The following is a 20,415-nucleotide window of genomic DNA, read 5'->3' as shown; positions in this document are numbered from 1 at the left end:
CGCGGCGACTCAGGTCTCGAACGAGGAGGGGACGGCGCAGTAGTCGGCGAAACGCCGGGTGGGATGGGCCGGATCGGTCACGTCGACCAGGGCGTTCGCCGCGGTGTGCGGGGGCTCGTCTCCCGCGAGCTGCCAGAGGACGTAGTTCCACATCCCGCGTGCGCTCGGCGACACGATCGCGCCCGGTCCGGACACGAGGAGCACGGCGTCGCTGTCGGTGGCGCGGAACGGCCCGACCACGTCGGTGCGGAGAGCGGCTTCCTCCCCGTCGGCGGTGTGTGCGCGCTCGACGGTCTGGCCGGAAGCGGTGAGAGCGGCGGCCAGGCCATCCGCGGCCGCGCGCGAACGCTCGGCGTCGGCCCCGGCGACCGCGACCAGCCGTCGCCCCCGCGGGTACAGGTGCAGGAACTCCTCGGCGATGCTGTCCCATACGGCGCTCATGGCTCCAGGCTACGCCCGGCAGGGAACGTGCGGGCCGGGTGGGACGCGAGGATGCCGCGGACCTCGCGGCCCGCGGCATCCCGGCATCGTCAGTCCTCGTCGATCAGGAACCGGCTGTAGGCGCCCAGGGTGAGGAAGGTCGGGAACTCCTCGCGAAGGGCGACCTCGCGGAAGATCTCGGCGGCGTCGTCGAAGCGGTCGCCCTCGCGTCGCTCGACCTCGTCCAGCACCTCGCCGATCAGCCCTTCGACGTACTCGACCGTGATGGGAGTGCCGTCCTGCGTGGTGCGGTCCTGGTGGATCCACTGCCACACCTGCGAGCGGCTGATCTCCGCGGTCGCGGCATCCTCCATGAGGTTGTCGATCGCCACGGCGCCGAGCCCGCGCAGCCAGGCCTCCAGGTAGCGGATGGCCACGGAGACGTTGTCCCGCACGCCCTGGGCGGTGATCGGCCGACCGATGTGCAGGTCGAGCAGGTCGCGCGCCTCCACGTGCACGTCGTCGCGCTGGCGGTCGATCTGGTTCGGGCGGTCTCCGAGCACGGCGTCGAACTCGGCCTGCGCCGTCGGGATGAGATCCGGATGGGCGACCCAGGTGCCGTCGAAGCCGTCTCCGGCCTCGCGCTTCTTGTCGGCCGACACCTTCTCGACCGCGCGTGCCGTCACCTCGGGGTCGCGACGGTTGGGGATGAACGCGCTCATGCCGCCGATGGCGAAGGCGCCGCGCTTGTGGCACGTCTGCACGAGCAGCTCGGTGTACGCCCGCATGAACGGCACCGTCATCGTGACCTCGCTGCGGTCGGGGAGCACGAAGCGAGCCCCGCGGCCGCGGTAGTTCTTGATGATGGAGAAGATGTAGTCCCAGCGCCCGGCGTTGAGGCCCGCGCAGTGGTCGCGCAGCTCGTACAGGATCTCGTCCATCTCGAACGCGGCGGGCAGGGTCTCGATGAGCACGGTCGCGCGGATGGTGCCGTGCGGGATGCCGATGTACTCCTCGCTGAAGGAGAACACGTCGTCCCACAGCTTCGCCTCTTCGCTGGACTCGAGCTTCGCGATGTAGAAGTACGGTCCGCGTCCGCCCTCGATCAGCGCCTGCGCGTTGTGCAAGAAGTAGAGGCCGAAGTCGACCAGCGATCCGGAAGCCGAGGTGCGGCGGCCGGCGCGGTCGATGAAGGCGAGGTGCTTCTCCGGCAGATGCCAACCGCGCGGGCGCATCACGATCGTGGGGGTGCGCTCGGCGGTGACGCGGTACTCCTTGCCCTCGGAGGAGGTGAAGGAGAGCTCGCCGCGGATCGCGTCGCGCAGGGACAGCTGCCCCTCGATGACGTTCTTCCAGGTCGGGCTCGTGGCGTCTTCCTGGTCGGCGAGCCAGACGCGAGCCCCGGAGTTCAGGGCGTTGATCGTCATCTTCGGGTCGGTGGGGCCGGTGATCTCGACGCGGCGGTCCTCGAGCCCGGGGCCGGCGCCGGCGACCTGCCAGGTGGTGTCCTGGCGGATGTGCGCGGTGTCCTCGCGGAACTGCGGGTCGTGCCCGTTGCCGATCTCGAAGCGGCGGCGCATCCGGTCGGCCAGCCGGTCATGGCGGCGGGAGGCGAACCGGTGGTGGAGCTCGGTGAGGAAGGCGAGCGCCTCCCGGGTGAGGATCTCGTCGTAGCGGTCGCGCATGGGCCCGGCGATCTCGATCGCGGGTCCCTGCCGGGTCGTCTGCATCGGTGCGGTGGTCATGATCGTGTCCTTTGCCTTGTGCCGAGCCCCCGGGTTATCGTCGAGACCCCGGGCTCCCGGCGTGTGCGGGGCGGGGTCTCGACGAGAACCGGGGGTCTCAGGGGAGAATCAGTGGAACTGGGCGGTCTCGGTGGAGCCGGCCAGGGCGAGGGTCGCGCTGTCGGGGTTGAGCGCGGTGGAGATGACGTCGAAGTAGCCGGTGCCCGCCTCGCGCTGGTGCTTGGTGGCGGTGTAGCCGTCGGCCTCGGCGGCGAACTCGGCTTCCTGCAGCTCGACGTAGGCGCTCATGGCGCGCTCGGCGTAACCGCGGGCGAGGTCGAACATGGAGTGGTTCAGGGCGTGGAACCCGGCCAGGGTGATGAACTGGAACTTGTAGCCCAGGTCTGCCAGCTCCTGCTGGAACGTCGCGATCTCGGCGTCCGACAGGTGGCGCTTCCAGTTGAAGCTCGGCGAGCAGTTGTAGGCCAGGAGCTTACCGGGGAACTGTGCGTGGATCGCCGCGGCGAACTCCCGGGCCAGCGCGATGTCCGGCTCCCCGGTCTCGACCCAGAGCAGGTCGGCGTAGGGGGCGAACGCGAGGCCGCGGCTGATGACCGACTCGATGCCCGGGCGGATCCGGTAGAAGCCCTCGGACGTGCGCTCGCCGGTGGTGAACTCCCGGTCGCGCTCGTCGACGTCGCTCGTGAGCAGATCGGCGGCGAGGGCGTCGGTGCGGGCGATGATGACGGTCGGCACGCCGGCGACGTCCGCCGCGAGTCGGGCCGCGTTCAGCGTGCGGATGTGCTGCTGCGTGGGCACGAGCACCTTCCCGCCGAGGTGCCCGCACTTCTTCTCGCTCGCCAGCTGGTCCTCCCAGTGGATGGCCGCGGCGCCGGCCTGGATGAGGGACTGCGCGAGCTCGTAGGCGTTGAGCGGACCGCCGAAACCCGCCTCGGCGTCGGCGACGATCGGCGCGAGCCAGTCCTGCGTGATCTCGCCCTCGGCGTGCTCGAGCTGGTCCTGCCGGAGCAGGGCGTTGTTGATGCGGCGCACGACCGCCGGGACCGAGTTCGCGGGGTAGAGCGACTGATCGGGGTAGGTCTGTCCGGCGAGGTTGCCGTCCGCGGCGACCTGCCAGCCGGAGAGGTAGATGGCCTTCAGCCCGGCGCGCACCTGCTGCACGGCCTGGCCTCCGGTGTAGGCGCCGAGAGCCCGGATGTAGTCCTCCGTGTGCAGGAGGTTCCAGAGGTTCTCCGCGCCGCGGTGGGCGAGGGTGGCGTCCTCGCGGACCGAGCCGCGGATGCGGATGACGTCCTCCGCGGAGTAGGTGCGCTCGACGCCGTCCCATCGCGGGTCGGTGTCCCAGATCTCCTGAAGCTCCGCGGCCGTCTGGACCTGGTCGCCGGCGCGCAGGCCGGCGGGGCGCGGGGTGGGGGTCGCTGCGGTGTTCGTCATGGTGTCTCCTCGGATGGGAATCGGCGTCGGTGCCGATGGCGTGCCTCCACTCTGTGTGAAGTTCCCCTGCTCTCCCTCGCTGAATCGAGGAGAAGTTTGCGCGAATTTCTGTTTTCGTGACAGACTCGGCCCTCACGCCCCGCTCACCCGGCCTGGCGGGATCAAGAAGGATCCCGGCGCGGCCTCGCGCGGAGCATTCCCGATCCCGCACCGGCGCGGACGGCGGGCTGAGAGGAGCCGACATGGACGACACCGCGGAAGACACCGACGCCCTCACCGTCGGCCGACGCATCCGCCAGCTGCGCACAGCTCGGGGCCTGACGCTCGAGGAGCTCGCCGCCGCAGTCGATCGGGCGCCGAGCCAGCTGTCGATGATCGAGACCGGCAAGCGCGAGCCGAAGCTTACGCAGCTGCAGGCCATCGCCCGCGCGCTCGGGGTGACCATCGACGCGCTGCTTTCCGGGGAGCCGCTCGACGAGCGCAGCGCGATCGAGATCGCCCTGGAGCGCGCGATGAAGGGGCAGACGTTCCAGGCGCTGGGCATCGCGCCGTTCCGCATCGCCAAGAGCGTGCCCACGGAGGCGCTGAAGGCGCTGCTCGCCCTGCAGGGTGAGATCGACCGGCTGAAGGACGAGCGCGCCGCGACGCCCGAGGAGGCCCGGCGTGCCAACGTGGAGCTCCGACACTTGATGCGCCGCCAGGACAACCACTTCGCCGACCTCGAGGCGAAGGCGGCCGACATCCTCGCGGCCGTCGGCCATCCCGGGGGACCGCTGACCCAGCGCACCGCGTCCGAGATCGCGGCGCACCTCGGCTTCACCCTCCACTACGCCGCCGACCTGCCGCAGACCACCCGCAGCGTCGCCGACCTCGCGAACGGCCGGCTGTACCTGTCGAGCAGCGTGCCGGCGAAGGGTGATGCTCGCACCGCCGTGCTGCAGGCGCTGTCGAGTCGGATCCTGGGGCACGCCGAGCCGCGCAGCTACGCCGAGTTCCTCCGGCAGCGCGTCGAGACGAACTACCTCACCGGCGCCCTGCTGATGCCTGAGGCCGACGTCGTCCCCGCCCTGAAGGACGCGAAGCAGCGGCGCGCGATCTCCATCGAAGACCTCCGGGATGCGTACTCGGTATCGTACGAGACGGCGGCGCACCGGTTCACGAACCTCGCCACGCGGCACCTCGACATCCCCGTCCACTTCCTCAAGGTGCACGAGTCGGGCACGATCACCAAGGCGTACGAGAACGACGACGTGAACTTCCCGACCGACCGCCTCGGCGCCATCGAGGGGCAGATGTGCTGTCGCCGGTGGACCTCCCGGGTGGTCTTCGACGAGGATGACCGCTTCAACCCGTACTACCAGTACACCGACACCGGCAACGGCACCTACTGGTGCACCGCCCGCGTCGAGGCGTCGAGCGAGGGCCTGCACTCGGTGAGCGTGGGGGTACGGTTCGACGACACGAGGTGGTTCGTGGGCAGGGACACCCCGCACCGCGGCGTCTCGAAGCACTCGGTCGAGGTGTGCTGCCGTCGGGCTCCCGCCGAGCTGGAGGAGCGGTGGCGCGAGAACTCCTGGCCCAACGTGAAGACCCCGCGCACGCTGCTGGCGACTCTGCCCACGGGAGCCTTCCCCGGCGTCGACACCACCGACGTGTACGAGTTCCTGGAGTCTCACGCGCCCCGGTGATCCCGCTCGGTACGCTCGGTCGATGAGCAGTGACGTCTTCCCCGGTCCCTTCGGCGCGATGCCCGAGGCGGGTGCCGCCGCGATCCTGTGGATGCCCCCGCAGGCGGATGCTCCGGGGCCGGTCCGCTTCGTCGACGGCTTCGAGCCCTTCGCCGAGTTCGCGTGGGGCCAGGGGGCCGACCCCGCAGTGCTCGCCGTCGACCTCGGGGCGACGTGGGACTTCGTCGCCGGTCATCCAGAGGCGCTGGAAAGCGAGAGGCTGGCCACGGCGGCGGCGCGGTTCGTGGGGAACGTCATCGCGGTCGTGCACCCGGCCGCGACATGGAGGATGACGGGCGAGCCGGAGATCGGGACCAACACCCTCTCGATCCCGGTCGCGGGGCTCGTGCAGGGGATGGTCCAGCAGCCCGAGCAGCGGGACGCGTTCCTGCAGATGCTCGCGTCGTGGGAGCAGGACGACCTCGATGACCAGGAGATGAGGGCGCTGTCCGCGGAGGACTCCGCTCCTGCGGTCGTCGTCCCGGCACGCGCGTACGTCCGGCCTGCTCTCCCGCTGCTGGACTTCCATGACGAGAGCGGCGAGGTCATCCGCTACGGACACCGCTGGCCCGACGGCATCGCGCCGGAGGAGTCGTACTCCCGCGAGTCCCACCCGGAGCGCTTCGCACCGCTCTCCCTCGTGGTCGACGCGCTCGTCGAGCACCTCTCCCGCGAGTACGCGGTCGAGGTGCGGCGAGAGGCGGGGGAGGGCGCGACGGAGCGCATCGTGCTCGCACCGGCGCGCGGTGCGCAGATCACGATCACGCCGGCCGTTCCCTCCGTCTGCGTCGAGGCCGGCGCCCTGTTCCACGCGATCGTGCCGTCGTGCATCTGCGATGCGTGCGATGAGACCGCCGAGACCGCGGCGGACGAGCTGGAGCGGATCGTGCTGTCGATCGCCGCTGGCGGCTTCCGGGAGAAGTACCCCGTCGGTCACCGTGCGTGGCTGTACACGGAGGTCCGGTCACCGGACGGCGAGCGGCGGGAGAGCAGCTCAGGCCCCGCCCCGGAGGCGCCCGCGGAGGCGCGAGAGCGCGCGGCCGTCCTGCTGCGCGGGCTCGACGACGGCTGGTGGCCCGCCTGGCCCCTCCGCTCGACCCCCGCCTGACCCCGCGCCACCCCGGCCCACCTCCGCCCCGCCTGCACGACGGTGTTCCGCGTGCACGACCCGAGGGGCGGGTGAATCGTGCATCCGTCGCCGGATCGTGCAGGGGAAGTTAGTTTGATCTTGCTTAGTCAAGATTGACTATGTTACTTTCATCGAGCCATCAATGACGAACGGCCGAGAAGGGACCCTCATGGCTACTTCCTCTGCGGAAACCCGATTCCGCACCACTGCCACCCTGACGTGCGTTCTCGCCGCCACGCTGACGCTCGGAGCATGCTCCTCGCCGGCGCCCGGCGGCGATACCGCCCCCACGAGCGCGGGCGGCAGCGACGCCTGCCAGCGCAACCAGGATGCCGGCACCATCACCTACATCTCCGGCTACGGCTACTCCGCCAGCGCCGGGCAGCTCGACGTGTTCCTGGCGAAGGAGCTGGGCTACTTCGACGACCTCTGCCTCGACGTGGAGATCAACGCCTCCGGCGCGAACGGGCAGCAGCTCGTCGCCTCGGGGCAGGCGCAGTTCACCGCGCTCGGCTCCGCCTCCGACGTGATGCTCGCCGCGGCGAACAGCAAGAACCTCACCGCGGTCGCGACGTACGGCACGACCCCGCCGTTCTCGATCTTCGGCAATGAGAAGCTCACCGACCTCACCGACCTCGAAGGCGGCTCGCTGGGGTACTTCATCAACCTCACGCCCATCGCCTCGGCCATGCTCGACGAGGCCGGCGTCGACGTCTCGAAGGTCGAGATGGTGAAGATGACCAACTACGACCCGACCGTCGTCGTGCGCGAGCAGGTCGACGCGATCGTCGGCTACGCCTCCAACCAGCCGCAGACCCTCAAGGCGCAGGACCTCCCGTTCAGCGAGTTCCTGCCCGCCGACCTCGGCGTCGAGGGCACGTACAACGTCATGGAGGTGAACTCGCGCTTCCTCGACGAGCACCGCGAGGTCGCGGCCGACTTCATGCGCGCGAGCCTCAAGGCCCTGCAGTTCTGCCTCGACGAGGCGGACGAGTGCATCGACATGCTGGCGGCCCTCGCGGAGGAGAACGGTCAGGGCGCGGCGTTCCCGCGCGATCAGCTCGCCCGCACGTGGGAGGTCGAGTCGGCCTGGGTGCGCGAGAGCGCGGGCGGCAACCCCGGCGTGCAGACGGCAGACATGTGGCAGCCGGAGTACGAGATCGTGCAGGAGTACGGCGATGTCAAGGACCTCCCCGCCATCGCCGACATGATGGACCCGGATCTCGTGGCCGACCTGTACGACGGCGACACCCTCATCTGGGCGGAGAAGTGATGACCGCGGCACAGGGGGCGGGCGTCGAGGTCAGGAACGTCTCGAAGGCCTTCGGCGTCGACGGAGCCCAGGTGACCGTGCTCGACGACGTGAGCCTCACGATCGGCATGGGCGAGTTCGTGTCGGTGATCGGCCCCAGCGGATGCGGCAAGTCCACGCTGCTCAAGGTGGTCGCCGGACTCCTCGACGCCGACTCCGGCACCGTCACGATCGACGGCGAGAGCGTCACGGCGGCCTCCCGCGACAAGAAGATCGGTCTCGTCCCGCAGTCCCCGGCGCTGCTGCCGTGGAAGACGGTCCGCGAGAACGTCGAGCTCCCCGTGCGGATCAACCGCGGGGCCAACGGCGACCGCGCCCTCCGTGACCCGGCCGAGCTGCTGTCGACGTTCGGTCTCGGCCATGCGTTGAAGAAGTACCCCGGGCAGCTCTCCGGCGGCATGCAGCAGCGCGCCGCGATCGCCAGGGCCTTCGTGTTCGATCCGGCCATCATGCTGATGGACGAGCCGTTCTCGGCCCTCGACGAGATGAACCGCGACCTGCAGCGCATCGCCCTGCTGGACTTCTGGCAGTCGAACCGCAAGGCCGTGATGTTCGTGACGCACTCGGTGCCGGAGGCGATCATGCTGTCCGACCGCATCGTGGTCATGGCCGCCCACCCCGGACGCATCGCCGAGGTGATCGATGTGAACCTCCCGCGGCCGCGGACCGAGGAGGCGTACGCGACGGACGAGTTCCGCGACCTGGAGGCAGTCGTGCGCGGTGCGCTGCGCGCGCAGACGGAGAAGGCCCATGTCTGAGCTGACGATGAGAGACACCACCGCGACCCTCGCCACCGCCCGGCTGAAGGCGCAGCCCCGACGCGGCATCCCCGGGTGGCTCCGCTGGGGTTCCTGGGTCCCGACCCTGATCACGTTCGTGATCGCGGCCCTGCTCTGGCAGATCGTGGCGTGGACCAACCCGTACGTCCTCCCGACGCTGGAGGCCATCGGCGCCAGCCTCGTCGAGGACGCCGGCATGTACTGGTCCAACTTCCTCGTGACGCTGCTCGAGGTCGTCGTCGGAGCCTCCGCCGGCATCCTCGCGGGCTTCCTCCTGGCGGTCGTGATGGCCGAGTTCCAGATCATCGAGCGCGCCGTCATGCCGTTGGTCATCATCGTGATGGTGACGCCGATCGTCGCGATCGCTCCGGCGCTCGTGGTCGCCTTCGGGTTCGGCATGGTGCCGAAGTTCATCGTCACCGGCCTCGTGGTGTTCTTCCCGATGCTCGTGAACTCGCTCGCCGGCCTCCGCGACGTGGACCAGAAGGCGCTCGACGTGTTCACGACGCTGCACGCCTCGCGGTGGGAGATCTTCCGCGAGCTGCGGTTCCCCGGCAGCATGCCGTACGTGTTCGCCGGTCTGCGGATCGCGCTGCCCCTCGCCGTGGTCGGCGCGGCCGTGGCCGAGTTCGTCGCGGCAGGGCAGCAGGCCGGTCTCGGCTCCCTCGTCACCACCTCGGCTGCGCAGGCGAACCTGCCCGTGACCTGGGCGAGCATCGCCCTGCTCTGTCTGCTCGGGGTGCTCCTCATCGTGCTTCTCGCGGTCGTGCGCCGGCGCGTCCTGTGGTGGAGCGACGGCGAGGTCACCGCGAAGGGCTGAGCCCACGACCCCCGGTCCCGGGGGCGCGACCCCTGCGCCCCCGGGTTCCCCCGGCGTGCCCGGAAACTCCGAACGACACCATCCCCCACTCCCAGGAAGGCATCCGCCATGACCGCTCAGCACCCCGTGAAGACCCTGCGGCTCGGGCTCTTCGAGAACGCCCAGGCCAACGACTCCGGCACCGCGACCTGGCGCCACCCCGACAACCGGCGCTACCTGTTCGACAAGCTCGACTACTGGCGCGACACCGCGCGCCTGGTCGAGGACGCGGGCTTCGACTTCCTCTTCCTCGCCGATGCGTGGGGCTGGGCCGACGTCGCCGGTGAGCGCCCGGACATCTGCTCGGTCGAGGGCCTGGACCTGCCGCGGCTCGACCCGGCGATCATCCTCGCCGCGCTCATCCCGGAGACCACCCGCCTCGGCCTCGTCGCCACGGGGTCGACCCTGCTCGAGCCGCCCTACTCCTTCGCCCGGCGCCTGGCCACCCTCGACATCCTTTCCGGCGGCCGGATCGGCTGGAACGTCGTCACCACCGGCACCGCCGACACCGCGGTGCAGGGCTTCGGTGTGCCGATGGTCGGGCACGACGAACGCTACCTGATGGCGGACGACTTCATGCAGGTGGTCTACAAGCTGTGGGAGGAGGCCTGGGAGGAAGGGGCCCTGGAGCGTGACAAGGCGGGCCGCTTCGCCGACCCGGCCAAGGTGCACCGCATCGCGCACGACGGGCCCTACTTCCGCTCGCACGGCTACGGCAACACGCAGCGCTCGCCGCAGGGCACGCCGGTGCTGTTCCAGGCCGGGGCCTCGCCCGCCGGCCGCGAGTTCGGCGGCAGGCACGGCGAGGCGATCTTCGTGGGGAGCGGCTCGGTCGAGCAGCTCCGTGCGCACTCCTCGGCGATCCGCGAGGAGGCGGTGAAGAACGGCCGTGGCGCGCACGAGGTGAAGATCATGTCGGCGTTCGCCGCGGTCGTCGGAAGCACCGAGGAGGAGGCGCGCCGCACGTACGCGGAGGTCGCCGACGCGCAGAACCCCCAGGTCACCGTGGCGTCCTACGCCTGGTTCACCGGGCTCGACCTGTCGTCGTACGACCCGAGCACCCCGATGTCAGAACTCAGCACCGAGCTCTCGCAGACGCAGGTCGCCCGCTTCGCCGACAAGACGGTGGGCGACGTGCTGGGCGACTGGCACGCGCACGGGGTCGGCGCCCGGCCCATCGTGGGCACGCCGGAGCAGGTGGCGGACCGGATGATGGAGCTCGCCGACGGCGCCGACCTCGACGGCTTCCTCTTCGCCCCCGTGATCCCGCCGGCGTCGACCGCCGACTTCATCGAGCACGTGCTGCCGATCCTCAAGGAGCGCGGGGCGATCAGCGACCCCGCCGCCGAGCCGGAGTCGCTGCGGGAACGGCTGATGGGCACCCCGACGCCCGCGCTCGCCGAGTCCCACGTGGGCTCGTCGTTCCGGCGGACGATGGCCCGTGTCTGAGACCTTCGCCGGCGTCGCCGTCGTGGGGAGCGCGAACCTCGATCTCGTGGTCGAGGTCTCGCGCCCACCCCGCGTCGGAGAGACGCTGCTCGGTCGTGCCGGGGGACGCTTCCCCGGTGGCAAGGGCCTCAATCAGGCCGTCGCGGCGGCGCGCACGGGAGCCTCGACGCGGTTCTGCGGTGTCGTCGGAGCGGACGAGGCGGGGGCCGTGCTGGAGGCGGCGCTGACGGAGGCGGGCGTGGACGCCGTGCTCCGCCGCTCCGCGTCCGCGCCGACCGGGGTCGCGCATGTGCTGGCCTTCGACGACGGCGACAACAGCATCCTCGTGGCGGCGGGGGCGAACGGCGAGCTCACTCCGGAGGACGCCCTGGCCGGGATCGCCGGGGCGGCTGTGGTGCTCGCTCAACTCGAGGTGCCGTTCGCCGCAGTCGCTGCCGCCCTCGCGGCCGCCCGGGGTGCGGGGGCGCGCACGATCCTCAACGCCGCCCCCGCGCACGAGGCGGCGGTCGCGCTGCTGCCGGAGGTGGACGTGCTGGTCGTGAACGAGACCGAGTGCGCGGAGCTCGGCGGCGTCGAGCGGCTCCTCAGCGCGGGTGCCGGAGCTATCGTGCTCACGGAGGGGGCCGCGGGGGTGACGCTGCATCGGCCGGGACGGCCCGGTGCGCACGTGGCGGCCTTCCGCATCGACGCTGTCGATACGACGGGGGCCGGGGACGCCTTCTGCGGCGCCCTCGCCGCCGGGCTCGCCCAGGGGCGCGACATCGAGCACGCTCTCGTGCGCGCCTGTGCCGCGGGGGCGATCGTCGCCCGACACCGCGGGGCGACCACGCCGGCGCTGTCTGTGGCGGCCCTGGAGGCTCTGGTGGCCGGGCGCTGAGTCCCGTGCGCCGTGCGTGCGCCTTCCGAGGTCACCGTGGGGGAGCGGGTTCCGCCTCCGTCGTCTCCGCCGTCTCGCCGGCGAACGTGTACGCCCCGGCGCGCAGCCGCTCCAGCAGTGCCAGGAGCCACTCCTTCTCGGCGGTGAGTCGGGCGGTGGAGAGGTCGAAGATCTCGCGGACGTACTCCGGCGTCGTCTCCGAGCGCAGCGTGTCCTGCACGTCGAAGCCGTTCTGCGTGATGATGGCATCGCTCTTGATGAGGCGGTGCTCGAGGCCGGCGATGACCTCCTGCCGGCTGAGGACGAACATGAACGAGGCCACGGTCATGATCGCCTGCGTGTCGAATGCCGCGACGTTCCAGAGGTTCTCGCGTAGCATGCGCTGCAGCTCCACCTCGCCGGCCGGGGTGATGCGGTAGGTGGTGCGCGCGGGGCGCTTGCCCTCCGTCTCGGTGCCGCTCTCCGCCACGTAGCCGTCGACCTCGAGCGCGCGGAGGGCGTTGTAGATCGAACCGGGCTGGATGTGCGCCCATTCGTCGACGTGCCACGTCATGAGTTCGCGGCGGAGGAAGTAGCCGTGAACGGGCTGGAACTGCTTGACGGCGCCGAGGACGACGAGGCGGGTGGTCGACATGCGCTTCATGCTAACGGCTCGGTGTCGCGAAACCTGTTGTTTGCATGGTCAAAAATGCCTATGATTCAAACTAGTCAAAGTTGACTAACGAAAGGACTTCGTGATGACCACTGCCGTGACCGACGCCCTGCCGCGGGACCGCGCTCTCCGTCGCGCCTTCTCCGTCTATCCGACCGGTGTGGTCGCGCTCGCCGCGCACGTCGACGATCGAGCCGTCGGCATGGCGGTCAACTCCTTCACCTCGATCTCACTGGAGCCCGCCCTCGTCGCGGTCAGTGCGGCCCGCACCTCGAAGACCTGGCCGGTGCTCCGAGCCGTCCCGGAGCTGGGGATGAGCGTCCTCGCGGCGCACCACGAGCCGCTCAGCCGCTCGCTGTCCGCGCGCGAAGGGGACCGGTTCGGCGGCCATGCCTGGCATCGCTCCGAGGGTGGGGCCGTGTTGATCGACGACGCCGCGCTCTGGCTCACCTGCCGCCTGCACAGCACGTTCGACGGCGGCGACCACGAGATCGCGCTCTACGAGATCCAGGACGTGACGCTCTTCGACGACGTCGAGCCGCTCGTGTTCCACCAGAGCCGCTACCGCGCGATCTCGCCCGCCGCAGACGTGTGACCGGACCGGCGCTCCCGGTGCTCTCCGGCCTCGTCGTCCCCGGCGACGGCCGCGGGCGACTGCTCGGCTTCCCGACCGCGAACCTCGCCCTGCCCGAGCGGCTGCTGCCCGACGACGGCATCTACGCGGCCTGGGCGCGGCTGCCCGATGACGACCGGCGGTGGGAGGCGACGGCGAGCGTCGGGGCCAACCCGACGTTCTGCGGCGACCGGGCGCGGCGACTCGAGGTGCACCTGCACGACGTCGACCGCGACCTCTACGGACAGCGGCTGTCGGTCGAGCTCGTCGCGCTGCTCCGGCCGACCCTCCGTTTCGATGGGGTCGAGGAGCTCGTCGCTCGCACCGCCGCCGACATCACGGCCTCCCGGCGGCTTCTCGCCCGCTGACACCCGATCCGACTCCGGTCCTGCGGTTCGAGTTCCGGGTTCCGGGTTCCGGCGGCACGATCCCGGTCCGGGTGCACGACTCATCGGGGCGATCCGTCGTGCATACGTGGCGAGGTCGTGCAAGCGTCGCGGGGGAGAGGGGAGAGGCCGGGACGGAAGGGGCCGGGTCAGTCGCGGGCGGTCTGCAGGAGGGCCCACACCTCGGCCCGGGCGGGGAAGGTCGTCAGGTCGACCCCGAGGAGGGCGCCGGCATGGGAAACCCGGGAGCGGAGGGTGTGCCTGTGGATGCCCAGGGCGGCCGCGGCCTGCTCGGCTCGCGCATCGTGGTCGAGCCAGGTGCGCAGCGCGTGTTCGAGCGCGGTGCCGTGGGCGGCGTCGTGTTCCCGGAGCGGGGCGAGCCGCGACTCCGCGACGAGCCGGGCCTCATCCGTGGCCAGAGCGGTGAGCAGGCTCGACCCGACCGTGTCGGCGTACCGGACGGCGCCGCTCGTGCCGGGCTGACGGAGGGCGACGAGCGCCTGCGCGTGTGCCCGGGAGAAGGCGTCGTACCCCTCCGGAGCGGAGACGCCGACGCGGGCGGTGAAGCGGGCGGCCACATCGTCGAGAAGCGGCTCGTCGGTCGCGGAGATGCAGATGACGACGCCGTCCTCGGAATCGGCGAGGAACGCGGGGGTGCCGTGGTCGAGGCGTCGGCGCTCCCACCAGTCCAGGAGCGGCTCCGCCGGGGCGTCGCCCGTCACGGCGACCACCACGGGGGCGGGCGGGAGGCTCCCGAGCACCCGGCGCGCGAGGCCGGGGTCGTCGCCCAGGAGCGAGCGCAGCAGCTGCGTGTGCAGGCGGCGACGGCCACGGGTGAGCTGCTCGCTCTGCTCCCGCGCGAGTCCGGCCATCGCGATGACCGACGTGACGACGGCTCTGGCCTCCTGGTCGAGGGCGTCGGCCTCCACGGCGAGGACGCCGCGCAGGTGCCCGCCCCGCCCCACCGTGAAGAGCATGAAGGTGTGCGCCTCGAGGGTGAGGGACTGCCCCGCCTCGAGTCCGCGGTCGAGGATCTCCTGGACCCGCGTCCCGAGCTCTTCCCGGACAGTCGTCGAGAACGCATCGCGGGGGTGGGCGACGAGCAGGTCGCCCGCCGCGTCGAACATGCCGGCCCAGGCGCCGAGACGACGGCCGAGCTCGGTGACGATGGCGTCCAGCCCCCGCGGTCGGAGCGCGGCGAGGGCCAGGGCGCGCTGGGTGTCGAGCGCCCAGGTGCGCCGGGCGTAGGCCTGCGCCGCGATCGCCTCGGAGTGCGCGCGGGCCACGGCGATGAACGGCGTGCGGTACGGCACCTCGAACAGCGGAATGCCCTGGTCGGCGCACGCCGCGATCAACTCCTCCGGCGTTCCCGAGCGATGCACGTCGGTGCCGAACCCGAGCCCCAGCACCCCGCGCTCGGCGAGGCGCACGACGTAGGGCGGGATGGCGTCCGCGTCGTCGAACTGGGTACCCGTGGTCAGGAGCACCAGGTCTTCCGCGAGGAAGGGCGTCGGGTCCGCGAGATCCGAGCTGTGCACCCAGCGCAGCGGCCGGTCGAGCGAGCCGTCCGGCAGGTCGGTGGCGGCGGAGACGAGGCGCAGGTCCAGATCACGGCGCCGCAGCAGGGCGGACAGCGTGGGCGGATCGGTGGGGGCCATGCGATCTCCGGTTGTACGAGACGGCGAAATCAATCCTCCGATTGTACGACCCGGCGAATGCGGGCGTCTCCGCTGCCGCCGTACGCTCGCGACATGGCTCTCCTCGACACCGCAGCACCCGCAGTCCCCCTCGGCGGCCCCGACCTCCCGCAGGAGCGTCGCCTCGTCACGGAACTCCCCGGCCCGCGGTCGGCCGAGGTCCTCGCCCGCAAGGCGGACGCGGTCGCCGCCGGTGTCGGACACACCGTGCCCGTCGCCGCCGTCGCGGCCGGGGGAGGGGTGGTCGTCGACGCCGACGGCAACTCGCTCATCGACCTCGGCTCCGGCATCGCGGTGACCACGGTCGGCAACGCACACCCGAAGGTCGCCGCGGCCGTCGCCGCGCAGGCCGCACAGTTCACGCACACCTGTTTCATGATCTCGCCGTACGAGTCGTACGTCGGCGTCGCCGAGGCGCTCAACCGCGTCACCCCGGGCGACTTCGCCAAGAAGAGCGCCCTGTTCAACTCCGGCGCGGAGGCCGTCGAGAACGCGATCAAGATCGCCCGCAAGCACACCGGACGCCAGGCCGTCGTCGCGTTCGACCACGGCTACCACGGCCGCACGAACCTCACCATGGCGCTGACCGCGAAGTCGATGCCCTACAAGAGCGGCTTCGGCCCGTTCGCCCCCGAGGTCTACCGCGCGCCGATGTCCTACCCGTTCCGCGACGGACTCGAGGGCGGCGAGGCCGCGGCCCGCGTGATCCTCCAGCTCGAGAAGCAGATCGGCGCCGACAACCTCGCGGCCGTCATCATCGAGCCCATCCAGGGCGAGGGGGGCTTCATCGTCCCCGCCGACGGCTTCCTCCCCGCGATCGTCGACTGGTGCCGCGCGAACGGCGTCGTCTTCATCGCCGACGAGGTGCAGACCGGCTTCGCCCGCACGGGGCACATGTTCGCCAGCGAGATCTTCGGCATCGAGCCCGACCTCATCACCACCGCCAAGGGCATCGCGGGCGGGCTGCCGCTCGCGGCCGTGACCGGTCGCGCCGAGATCATGGACGCCTCGCACTCCGGCGGCCTCGGCGGCACCTACGGCGGCAACCCGATCGCCTGTGCCGCGGCGCTGGCTGCGATCGACGTGTTCGAGAACGACGGCGTCATCGAGCGGGCCCGCGAGATCGGCGAGATCCTCATCGGCCGCCTCACCGCCCTCCAGGCCGAGGACGCCCGCATCGGCGACGTCCGCGGTCACGGCGCGATGGTCGCGGCCGAGTTCGTGGACCCGGAGACCAAGGCTCCGGACGCCGCGCTCACGGCCGCCGTGGCCAAGGCGTGCATCGCTCAGGGCGTCATCGTCCTCACCTGCGGCACGTACGGCAACGTCATCCGCTTCCTCCCGCCGCTGTCCATCGGCGACGAGCTGCTGAACGAGGGCCTCGACGTCGTGGCCGAGGCGCTCGCTGGCGCCTGACACACTGTCCGGTCGCGTCCCCGGATCGGGGGATTTCGGGACGCGACCGGTACTTCTTCCCCCGCATCCCCCGACGACGAAGGAGTTGCAGATGGCTGAGATCACCCGCGACGTGCTGATCGTGGGCGCCGGAGCCGCAGGGCTCACGGCGGCCAACGACCTGCGGAAGGCCGGACTGTCGGTCGCCGTGCTGGAGGCCCGCGACCGCGTGGGCGGCCGGCTGTGGACCGACGTGATCGACGGCGCCATGCTGGAGATCGGCGGCCAGTGGGTCTCGCCCGACCAGGACGCCCTCAAGGACACGATCGAGGAGCTGGGGCTCGAGACCTACAGCCGGTACCGCGAGGGTGACAGCGTCTACGTCGGCCCGGACGGGAAGGCCCATCGCTTCACGGGCGAGATGTTCCCGGTGTCGGCGGAGACCGAGGCCGTGATCGCCCGCATCACCGGCATCCTCGACGCCCTCGTCGCCGAGATCGACCCGGACCGCCCGTGGGAGCACCCGAACGCGGCCGAGTGGGACTCCATCTCCTGGGACGCCTGGCTGCGCTCGCAGACCGACGACGACGAGGCGGTGCGCAACCTTGCCTTCGCGACCGGCTCGGCGATGCTGACCAAGCCGACTCACGCCTTCTCGCTGCTGCAGTCGCTGCTCATGGCGGCGTCCGCCGGCTCCTACTCGAACCTCGTCGACGCGGACTTCATCCTCGACAAGCGCGTCGTCGGCGGGCTGCAGCAGGTGCCGCTGCGTCTCGCCGAGCGCCTGGGCGACGACGTGCTGCTGAACCAGCCCGTCCGCAGCCTGGAGTGGTCGGACGACGGGGTCGTGGCGACCACCGACGACCTCACGGTCCGGGCGCGGTACGCGATCCTCGCGCACGCCCCCATCCTCTACAACCGCATCTCCTTCGTCCCGCCGCTGCCGCGTCGTCAGCACCAGCTGCACCAGCACCTGTCGATGGGCTTCGTCATCAAGGTGCACGCCGTCTACGACCGCCCGTTCTGGCGCGAGCAGGGCCTGAGCGGTACGGCGTTCAGCCCGTACGAGCTCTCGCACGAGGCGTACGACAACACCAACCACGGCGACGAGCGCGGCACCCTGGTCGGCTTCGTGTCCGACGCGAACGCCGACGGCGTGTTCGAGCTGTCGGCCGAGGAGCGCAAGGAGCGCATCCTCGAGTCGCTCTCGCACTACTACGGTCCCGAGGCCAAGAACCCCATCGTCTACTACGAGAGCGACTGGGGCAGCGAGGAGTGGACCCGCGGCGCGTACGCCGCGAGCTTCGACCTCGGCGGACTGCACCGCTACGGCGCCGACCTGCGCACGCCGGTCGGACCGATCCACTTCGCCTGCAGCGACATGGCCGGAGCGGGGTACCAGCACGTCGACGGGGCGATCCGCATGGGCCACCTCGTCGCGGCGAACATCGTCGACGCCCGTCGCGAGACCGGCGCTCCCGAGAGCATCGGCTGATGACCGGCTCGGTCGTCGTCGGCTACACGGCGACGGATGCGGGGGCCGACGCGGCGGCGCTGGGCGCGCGACTGGCGCGCAGCATCGGGGCGACCCTGCACCTCGTGATCGTGCTGCCGACCGAGGGCACCCGGAGCGCCGCCGTACCGCCGGAGCGCGCCTACGAGGACGTCATCCGGAAGCAGGCCCGGAGCTGGCTGCAGGACGCGGTCGTGCGCCTGCCGCAGGAGCTCGTGCGCAGCGGCCACGTGCGCTTTTCGGAGTCGTTCGCCGAGGGCCTCATCGCCGCCGGTGAGGAGTTCGACGCCAGCGTCATCGTGATCGGCACGGCCGGCGGGGGCCTCTTCGGTCGGCACCGCCTGGGCAGCGTGGCATCGGAGCTGCTGCACTCCTCGCCGATCCCGGTGGCTCTCGCGCCGTCCGGTCTCGCGCAGCAGGACGACCACGTGCTCCCGCGCGTCACCGTCGCCGTCGGCACCCGTCCCGGCGCGGAGGGCGTGCTCGACCAGGCCGTGGCCCTCGCCGGCGCCGCCGAGGTGAGCCTGCGCCTGGTGTCCCTCGTGCCGTTCGACGTGCCGCCGGGGCTCGACACGGGCGCCATCCGCCTCGCCGGCAGCGAGCACGCGCACAAGGTGCTGGCCGTGGCCGCCGAGCGGCTGCCGGACGGTCTCGGTGCCGTCGTCGAGGAGGCCCCCGGCGAGACGGTGGAGGACGCCGTCGCCGGGCTCTCCTGGCTCCCCGGTGAGGTCGTGCTCGTCCGCTCCAGCCGGCTGGCGCAGCCGCGCCGACTCTTCCTGGGCTCCACGGCGGCGAAGATGCTGCACGAGCTGCCCGTCCCCATGATCGTCGTCCCGCGTACCCGCGATGAAGCAGGAGACCGCTGATGAGCAGCACCAACCGGGCGACGGAGCCCGCATCCGGCGTCACGACCGGAATCTCGACGAAGGGCCTGAGCGCCGGCACCGTCGGCCTGATCGGCGCCGTCGTGATCGGCATCTCGTGCATCGCCCCCGCCTACACCTTCACGGCCGCCGTCGGCCCCACCGCATCCGAGGTCGGCGCGCAGATCCCGGCGATCATCCTCGTCGGCTTCATCCCGATGCTCCTCGTGGCCTTCGGCTACCGCGAGCTCAACAACCGCATGCCCGACTCCGGCACCTCCTTCACCTGGGCCGCCAGGGCGTTCGGGCCGTGGGTGGGCTGGATGGCCGGCTGGGGCCTCGTGGTCGCCACGATCCTCGTGCTCTCCAACCTCGCCGGCGTCGCGGTCGACTTCCTGTTCCTGCTGCTGTCGCAGATCACGGGCAATCCGGAGATCGCTGATCTCGCCGGCGTGACCTGGATCAACATCGGCGTCTGCCTGCTCTTCATGCTCGGCGCGACGTGGGTGTCGTACCGCGACATGCAGACCACGCAGAAGCTGCAGTACTGGCTGGTCGGATTCCAGATCCTCGTGCTCGTGTTCTTCGCGGTCGCCGCGATCGTGCAGGCCGTGGGCGGCAATGGCTTCGACTACCAGCCGTTCGACCTCAACTGGTTCAACCCGTTCGCGATCTCGTCGTTCAGCGCCGTCGCCGCGGGTCTGTCGCTGTCGATCTTCATCTTCTGGGGCTGGGACGTCACCCTCACCATGAACGAGGAGACGAAGGACCCGGAGAAGACCCCGGGGCGCGCGGCGACCGTCACGGTGCTCACGATCGTCTCGCTGTACCTGCTCCTCGCCGTCGCGATGATCATGTTCGCGGGCGTCGGCACGGGGGAGCTCGGCCTCGGCAACGGCGACATCCAGGAGAACGTGTTCTTCCACCTCTCCGGACCGATCCTCGGTCCGCTCGCGTTCCTCGTCTCCCTCGCGGTGCTCACGAGCTCGGCGTCGTCGCTGCAGTCGACGTTCGTCGGTCCGGCCCGTACCCTGCTCGCGATGGGCCACTACGGTGCGCTCCCGAAGTCGTTCGCGAAGGTGAGCCCGCGGTTCTTCACCCCGGGCTACGCCACGATCGTGTCGGCCATCGTGGCCTCCGCGTTCTACGCCGTGATGCGCGTGGTCAGCGAGGATACGCTGTGGGACACGATCCTCACGCTCGGCATGATGATCTGCTTCTACTACGGGATCACCGCGTTCGCCTGCGTCTGGTACTTCCGCAAGCAGTGGTTCGACTCGGCGCGGAACGTCTTCTTCACCTTCCTGTTCCCGCTGGTGGGCGGCATCATCCTGGCGATCCTGTTCTTCACCACGCTGATCGACTCCATGGACCCGGCCTACGGCTCCGGGTCGGAGATCGGCGGCATCGGGATCGTCTTCATCCTCGGCATCCTCATCATCGTCGTCGGCATCGCCGTGATGATCTGGAACGCCATCCGCCGCCCCGCCTTCTTCCGCGGTGAGACGCTGGGTATGGACGCTCCGCCCAGCCGCCGCCGTCGTCCCACGTCCGTCTGAAAGAGA

At 70.9% G+C, this 20,415-nt stretch carries 18 protein-coding genes; 13 read left to right on the top strand and 5 right to left on the bottom strand.

Translation table 11 applies throughout. From position 1 onward, the window contains the following. Positions 1-9: 9 nt before the first annotated feature. The 3 genes from AB0300_RS02010 to aceA form a co-directional block, all read right to left on the bottom strand. Positions 10-441 carry a hypothetical protein gene (locus AB0300_RS02010; RefSeq protein ID WP_315107460.1) on the bottom strand — a complete coding sequence of 144 codons (432 nt, stop codon included), beginning with the start codon at positions 439-441 and terminating at the stop codon, positions 10-12. Between the two features lie 89 nt (positions 442-530). Continuing rightward, on the bottom strand, positions 531-2,165 hold the full coding sequence (gene aceB, locus AB0300_RS02005; RefSeq protein ID WP_366215367.1) for a malate synthase A: 1,635 nt from the start codon (positions 2,163-2,165) through the stop codon (positions 531-533). Between the two features lie 108 nt (positions 2,166-2,273). Beyond that, positions 2,274-3,599 (bottom strand): isocitrate lyase, encoded by a 1,326-nt coding sequence (gene aceA, locus AB0300_RS02000; protein ID WP_249521557.1) that lies wholly within the window; start codon positions 3,597-3,599, stop codon positions 2,274-2,276. A gap of 242 nt (positions 3,600-3,841) precedes the next feature. Between aceA and AB0300_RS01995 the strand changes: the two genes are divergently transcribed. The 7 genes from AB0300_RS01995 to AB0300_RS01965 all read left to right on the top strand — a co-directional run bounded on the left by AB0300_RS01995 (position 3,842) and on the right by AB0300_RS01965 (position 11,731). Next, on the top strand, positions 3,842-5,287 hold the full coding sequence (locus AB0300_RS01995; protein WP_085606343.1) for a helix-turn-helix transcriptional regulator: 1,446 nt from the start codon (positions 3,842-3,844) through the stop codon (positions 5,285-5,287). A gap of 22 nt (positions 5,288-5,309) precedes the next feature. Beyond that, entirely contained in the window at positions 5,310-6,434 is a 1,125-nt protein-coding gene (locus AB0300_RS01990; protein WP_366215366.1) for a DUF6226 family protein, read from the top strand. Between the two features lie 190 nt (positions 6,435-6,624). Further along, positions 6,625-7,728 (top strand): ABC transporter substrate-binding protein, encoded by a 1,104-nt coding sequence (locus AB0300_RS01985; protein WP_231729496.1) that lies wholly within the window; start codon positions 6,625-6,627, stop codon positions 7,726-7,728. Next, the gene (locus AB0300_RS01980) at positions 7,728-8,525 is read left to right on the top strand and encodes an ABC transporter ATP-binding protein (RefSeq protein ID WP_029989074.1); all 798 of its coding nucleotides are present in this window, start codon (positions 7,728-7,730) and stop codon (positions 8,523-8,525) included. The genes AB0300_RS01985 and AB0300_RS01980 overlap by 1 nt, the downstream gene beginning before the upstream one ends. Further along, entirely contained in the window at positions 8,518-9,366 is an 849-nt protein-coding gene (locus AB0300_RS01975) for an ABC transporter permease (protein ID WP_062765124.1), read from the top strand. Before AB0300_RS01980 ends, AB0300_RS01975 begins: the two co-directional genes overlap by 8 nt. A gap of 108 nt (positions 9,367-9,474) precedes the next feature. Next, entirely contained in the window at positions 9,475-10,854 is a 1,380-nt protein-coding gene (locus AB0300_RS01970; RefSeq protein WP_062765121.1) for an NtaA/DmoA family FMN-dependent monooxygenase, read from the top strand. Then, a complete protein-coding gene (locus AB0300_RS01965) occupies positions 10,847-11,731 on the top strand; it encodes a ribokinase (protein WP_062765118.1) in 885 nt (294 codons plus the stop codon). Before AB0300_RS01970 ends, AB0300_RS01965 begins: the two co-directional genes overlap by 8 nt. Before the next feature lie 31 nt (positions 11,732-11,762). On the opposite strand, the gene AB0300_RS01960 is transcribed toward AB0300_RS01965, so the two are convergent. After that, entirely contained in the window at positions 11,763-12,365 is a 603-nt protein-coding gene (locus AB0300_RS01960) for a PadR family transcriptional regulator (RefSeq protein WP_062765115.1), read from the bottom strand. 103 nt (positions 12,366-12,468) lie between these two features. On the opposite strand from AB0300_RS01960, the gene AB0300_RS01955 reads away from it, so the two are divergent. Beyond that, the gene (locus AB0300_RS01955; RefSeq protein WP_060923367.1) at positions 12,469-12,978 is read left to right on the top strand and encodes a flavin reductase family protein; all 510 of its coding nucleotides are present in this window, start codon (positions 12,469-12,471) and stop codon (positions 12,976-12,978) included. After that, positions 12,975-13,364, top strand: a complete 390-nt coding sequence (locus AB0300_RS01950; protein WP_366215365.1) for a riboflavin kinase — start codon at positions 12,975-12,977, stop codon at positions 13,362-13,364. Before AB0300_RS01955 ends, AB0300_RS01950 begins: the two co-directional genes overlap by 4 nt. 167 nt (positions 13,365-13,531) lie before the next feature. Here AB0300_RS01950 and AB0300_RS01945 read toward each other — a convergent pair whose 3' ends face one another. Then, positions 13,532-15,040, bottom strand: coding sequence for a PucR family transcriptional regulator ligand-binding domain-containing protein (locus AB0300_RS01945; RefSeq protein WP_366215364.1), 1,509 nt, complete (start codon positions 15,038-15,040; stop codon positions 13,532-13,534). A 93-nt stretch (positions 15,041-15,133) separates the two neighbouring features. Between AB0300_RS01945 and gabT the strand changes: the two genes are divergently transcribed. From gabT to AB0300_RS01925, 4 genes are all read left to right on the top strand, one after another. Next, positions 15,134-16,495, top strand: a complete 1,362-nt coding sequence (gene gabT, locus AB0300_RS01940) for a 4-aminobutyrate--2-oxoglutarate transaminase (RefSeq protein ID WP_062633027.1) — start codon at positions 15,134-15,136, stop codon at positions 16,493-16,495. A gap of 91 nt (positions 16,496-16,586) precedes the next feature. Then, on the top strand, positions 16,587-17,969 hold the full coding sequence (locus AB0300_RS01935) for an NAD(P)/FAD-dependent oxidoreductase (protein WP_062765104.1): 1,383 nt from the start codon (positions 16,587-16,589) through the stop codon (positions 17,967-17,969). Continuing rightward, complete coding sequence (locus AB0300_RS01930; RefSeq protein ID WP_366215363.1) at positions 17,969-18,853, top strand: universal stress protein; 885 nt, start codon at positions 17,969-17,971, stop codon at positions 18,851-18,853. Before AB0300_RS01935 ends, AB0300_RS01930 begins: the two co-directional genes overlap by 1 nt. Continuing rightward, positions 18,853-20,409, top strand: coding sequence for an APC family permease (locus AB0300_RS01925; protein WP_062765097.1), 1,557 nt, complete (start codon positions 18,853-18,855; stop codon positions 20,407-20,409). Before AB0300_RS01930 ends, AB0300_RS01925 begins: the two co-directional genes overlap by 1 nt. Positions 20,410-20,415 lie beyond the last annotated feature (6 nt).

The sequence above is a fragment of the Microbacterium sp. NPDC078814 genome (genome assembly GCF_040702645.1).
GTDB lineage: Bacteria > Actinomycetota > Actinomycetes > Actinomycetales > Microbacteriaceae > Microbacterium.
This window is presented reverse-complemented; position numbering and strand designations above follow the sequence as displayed.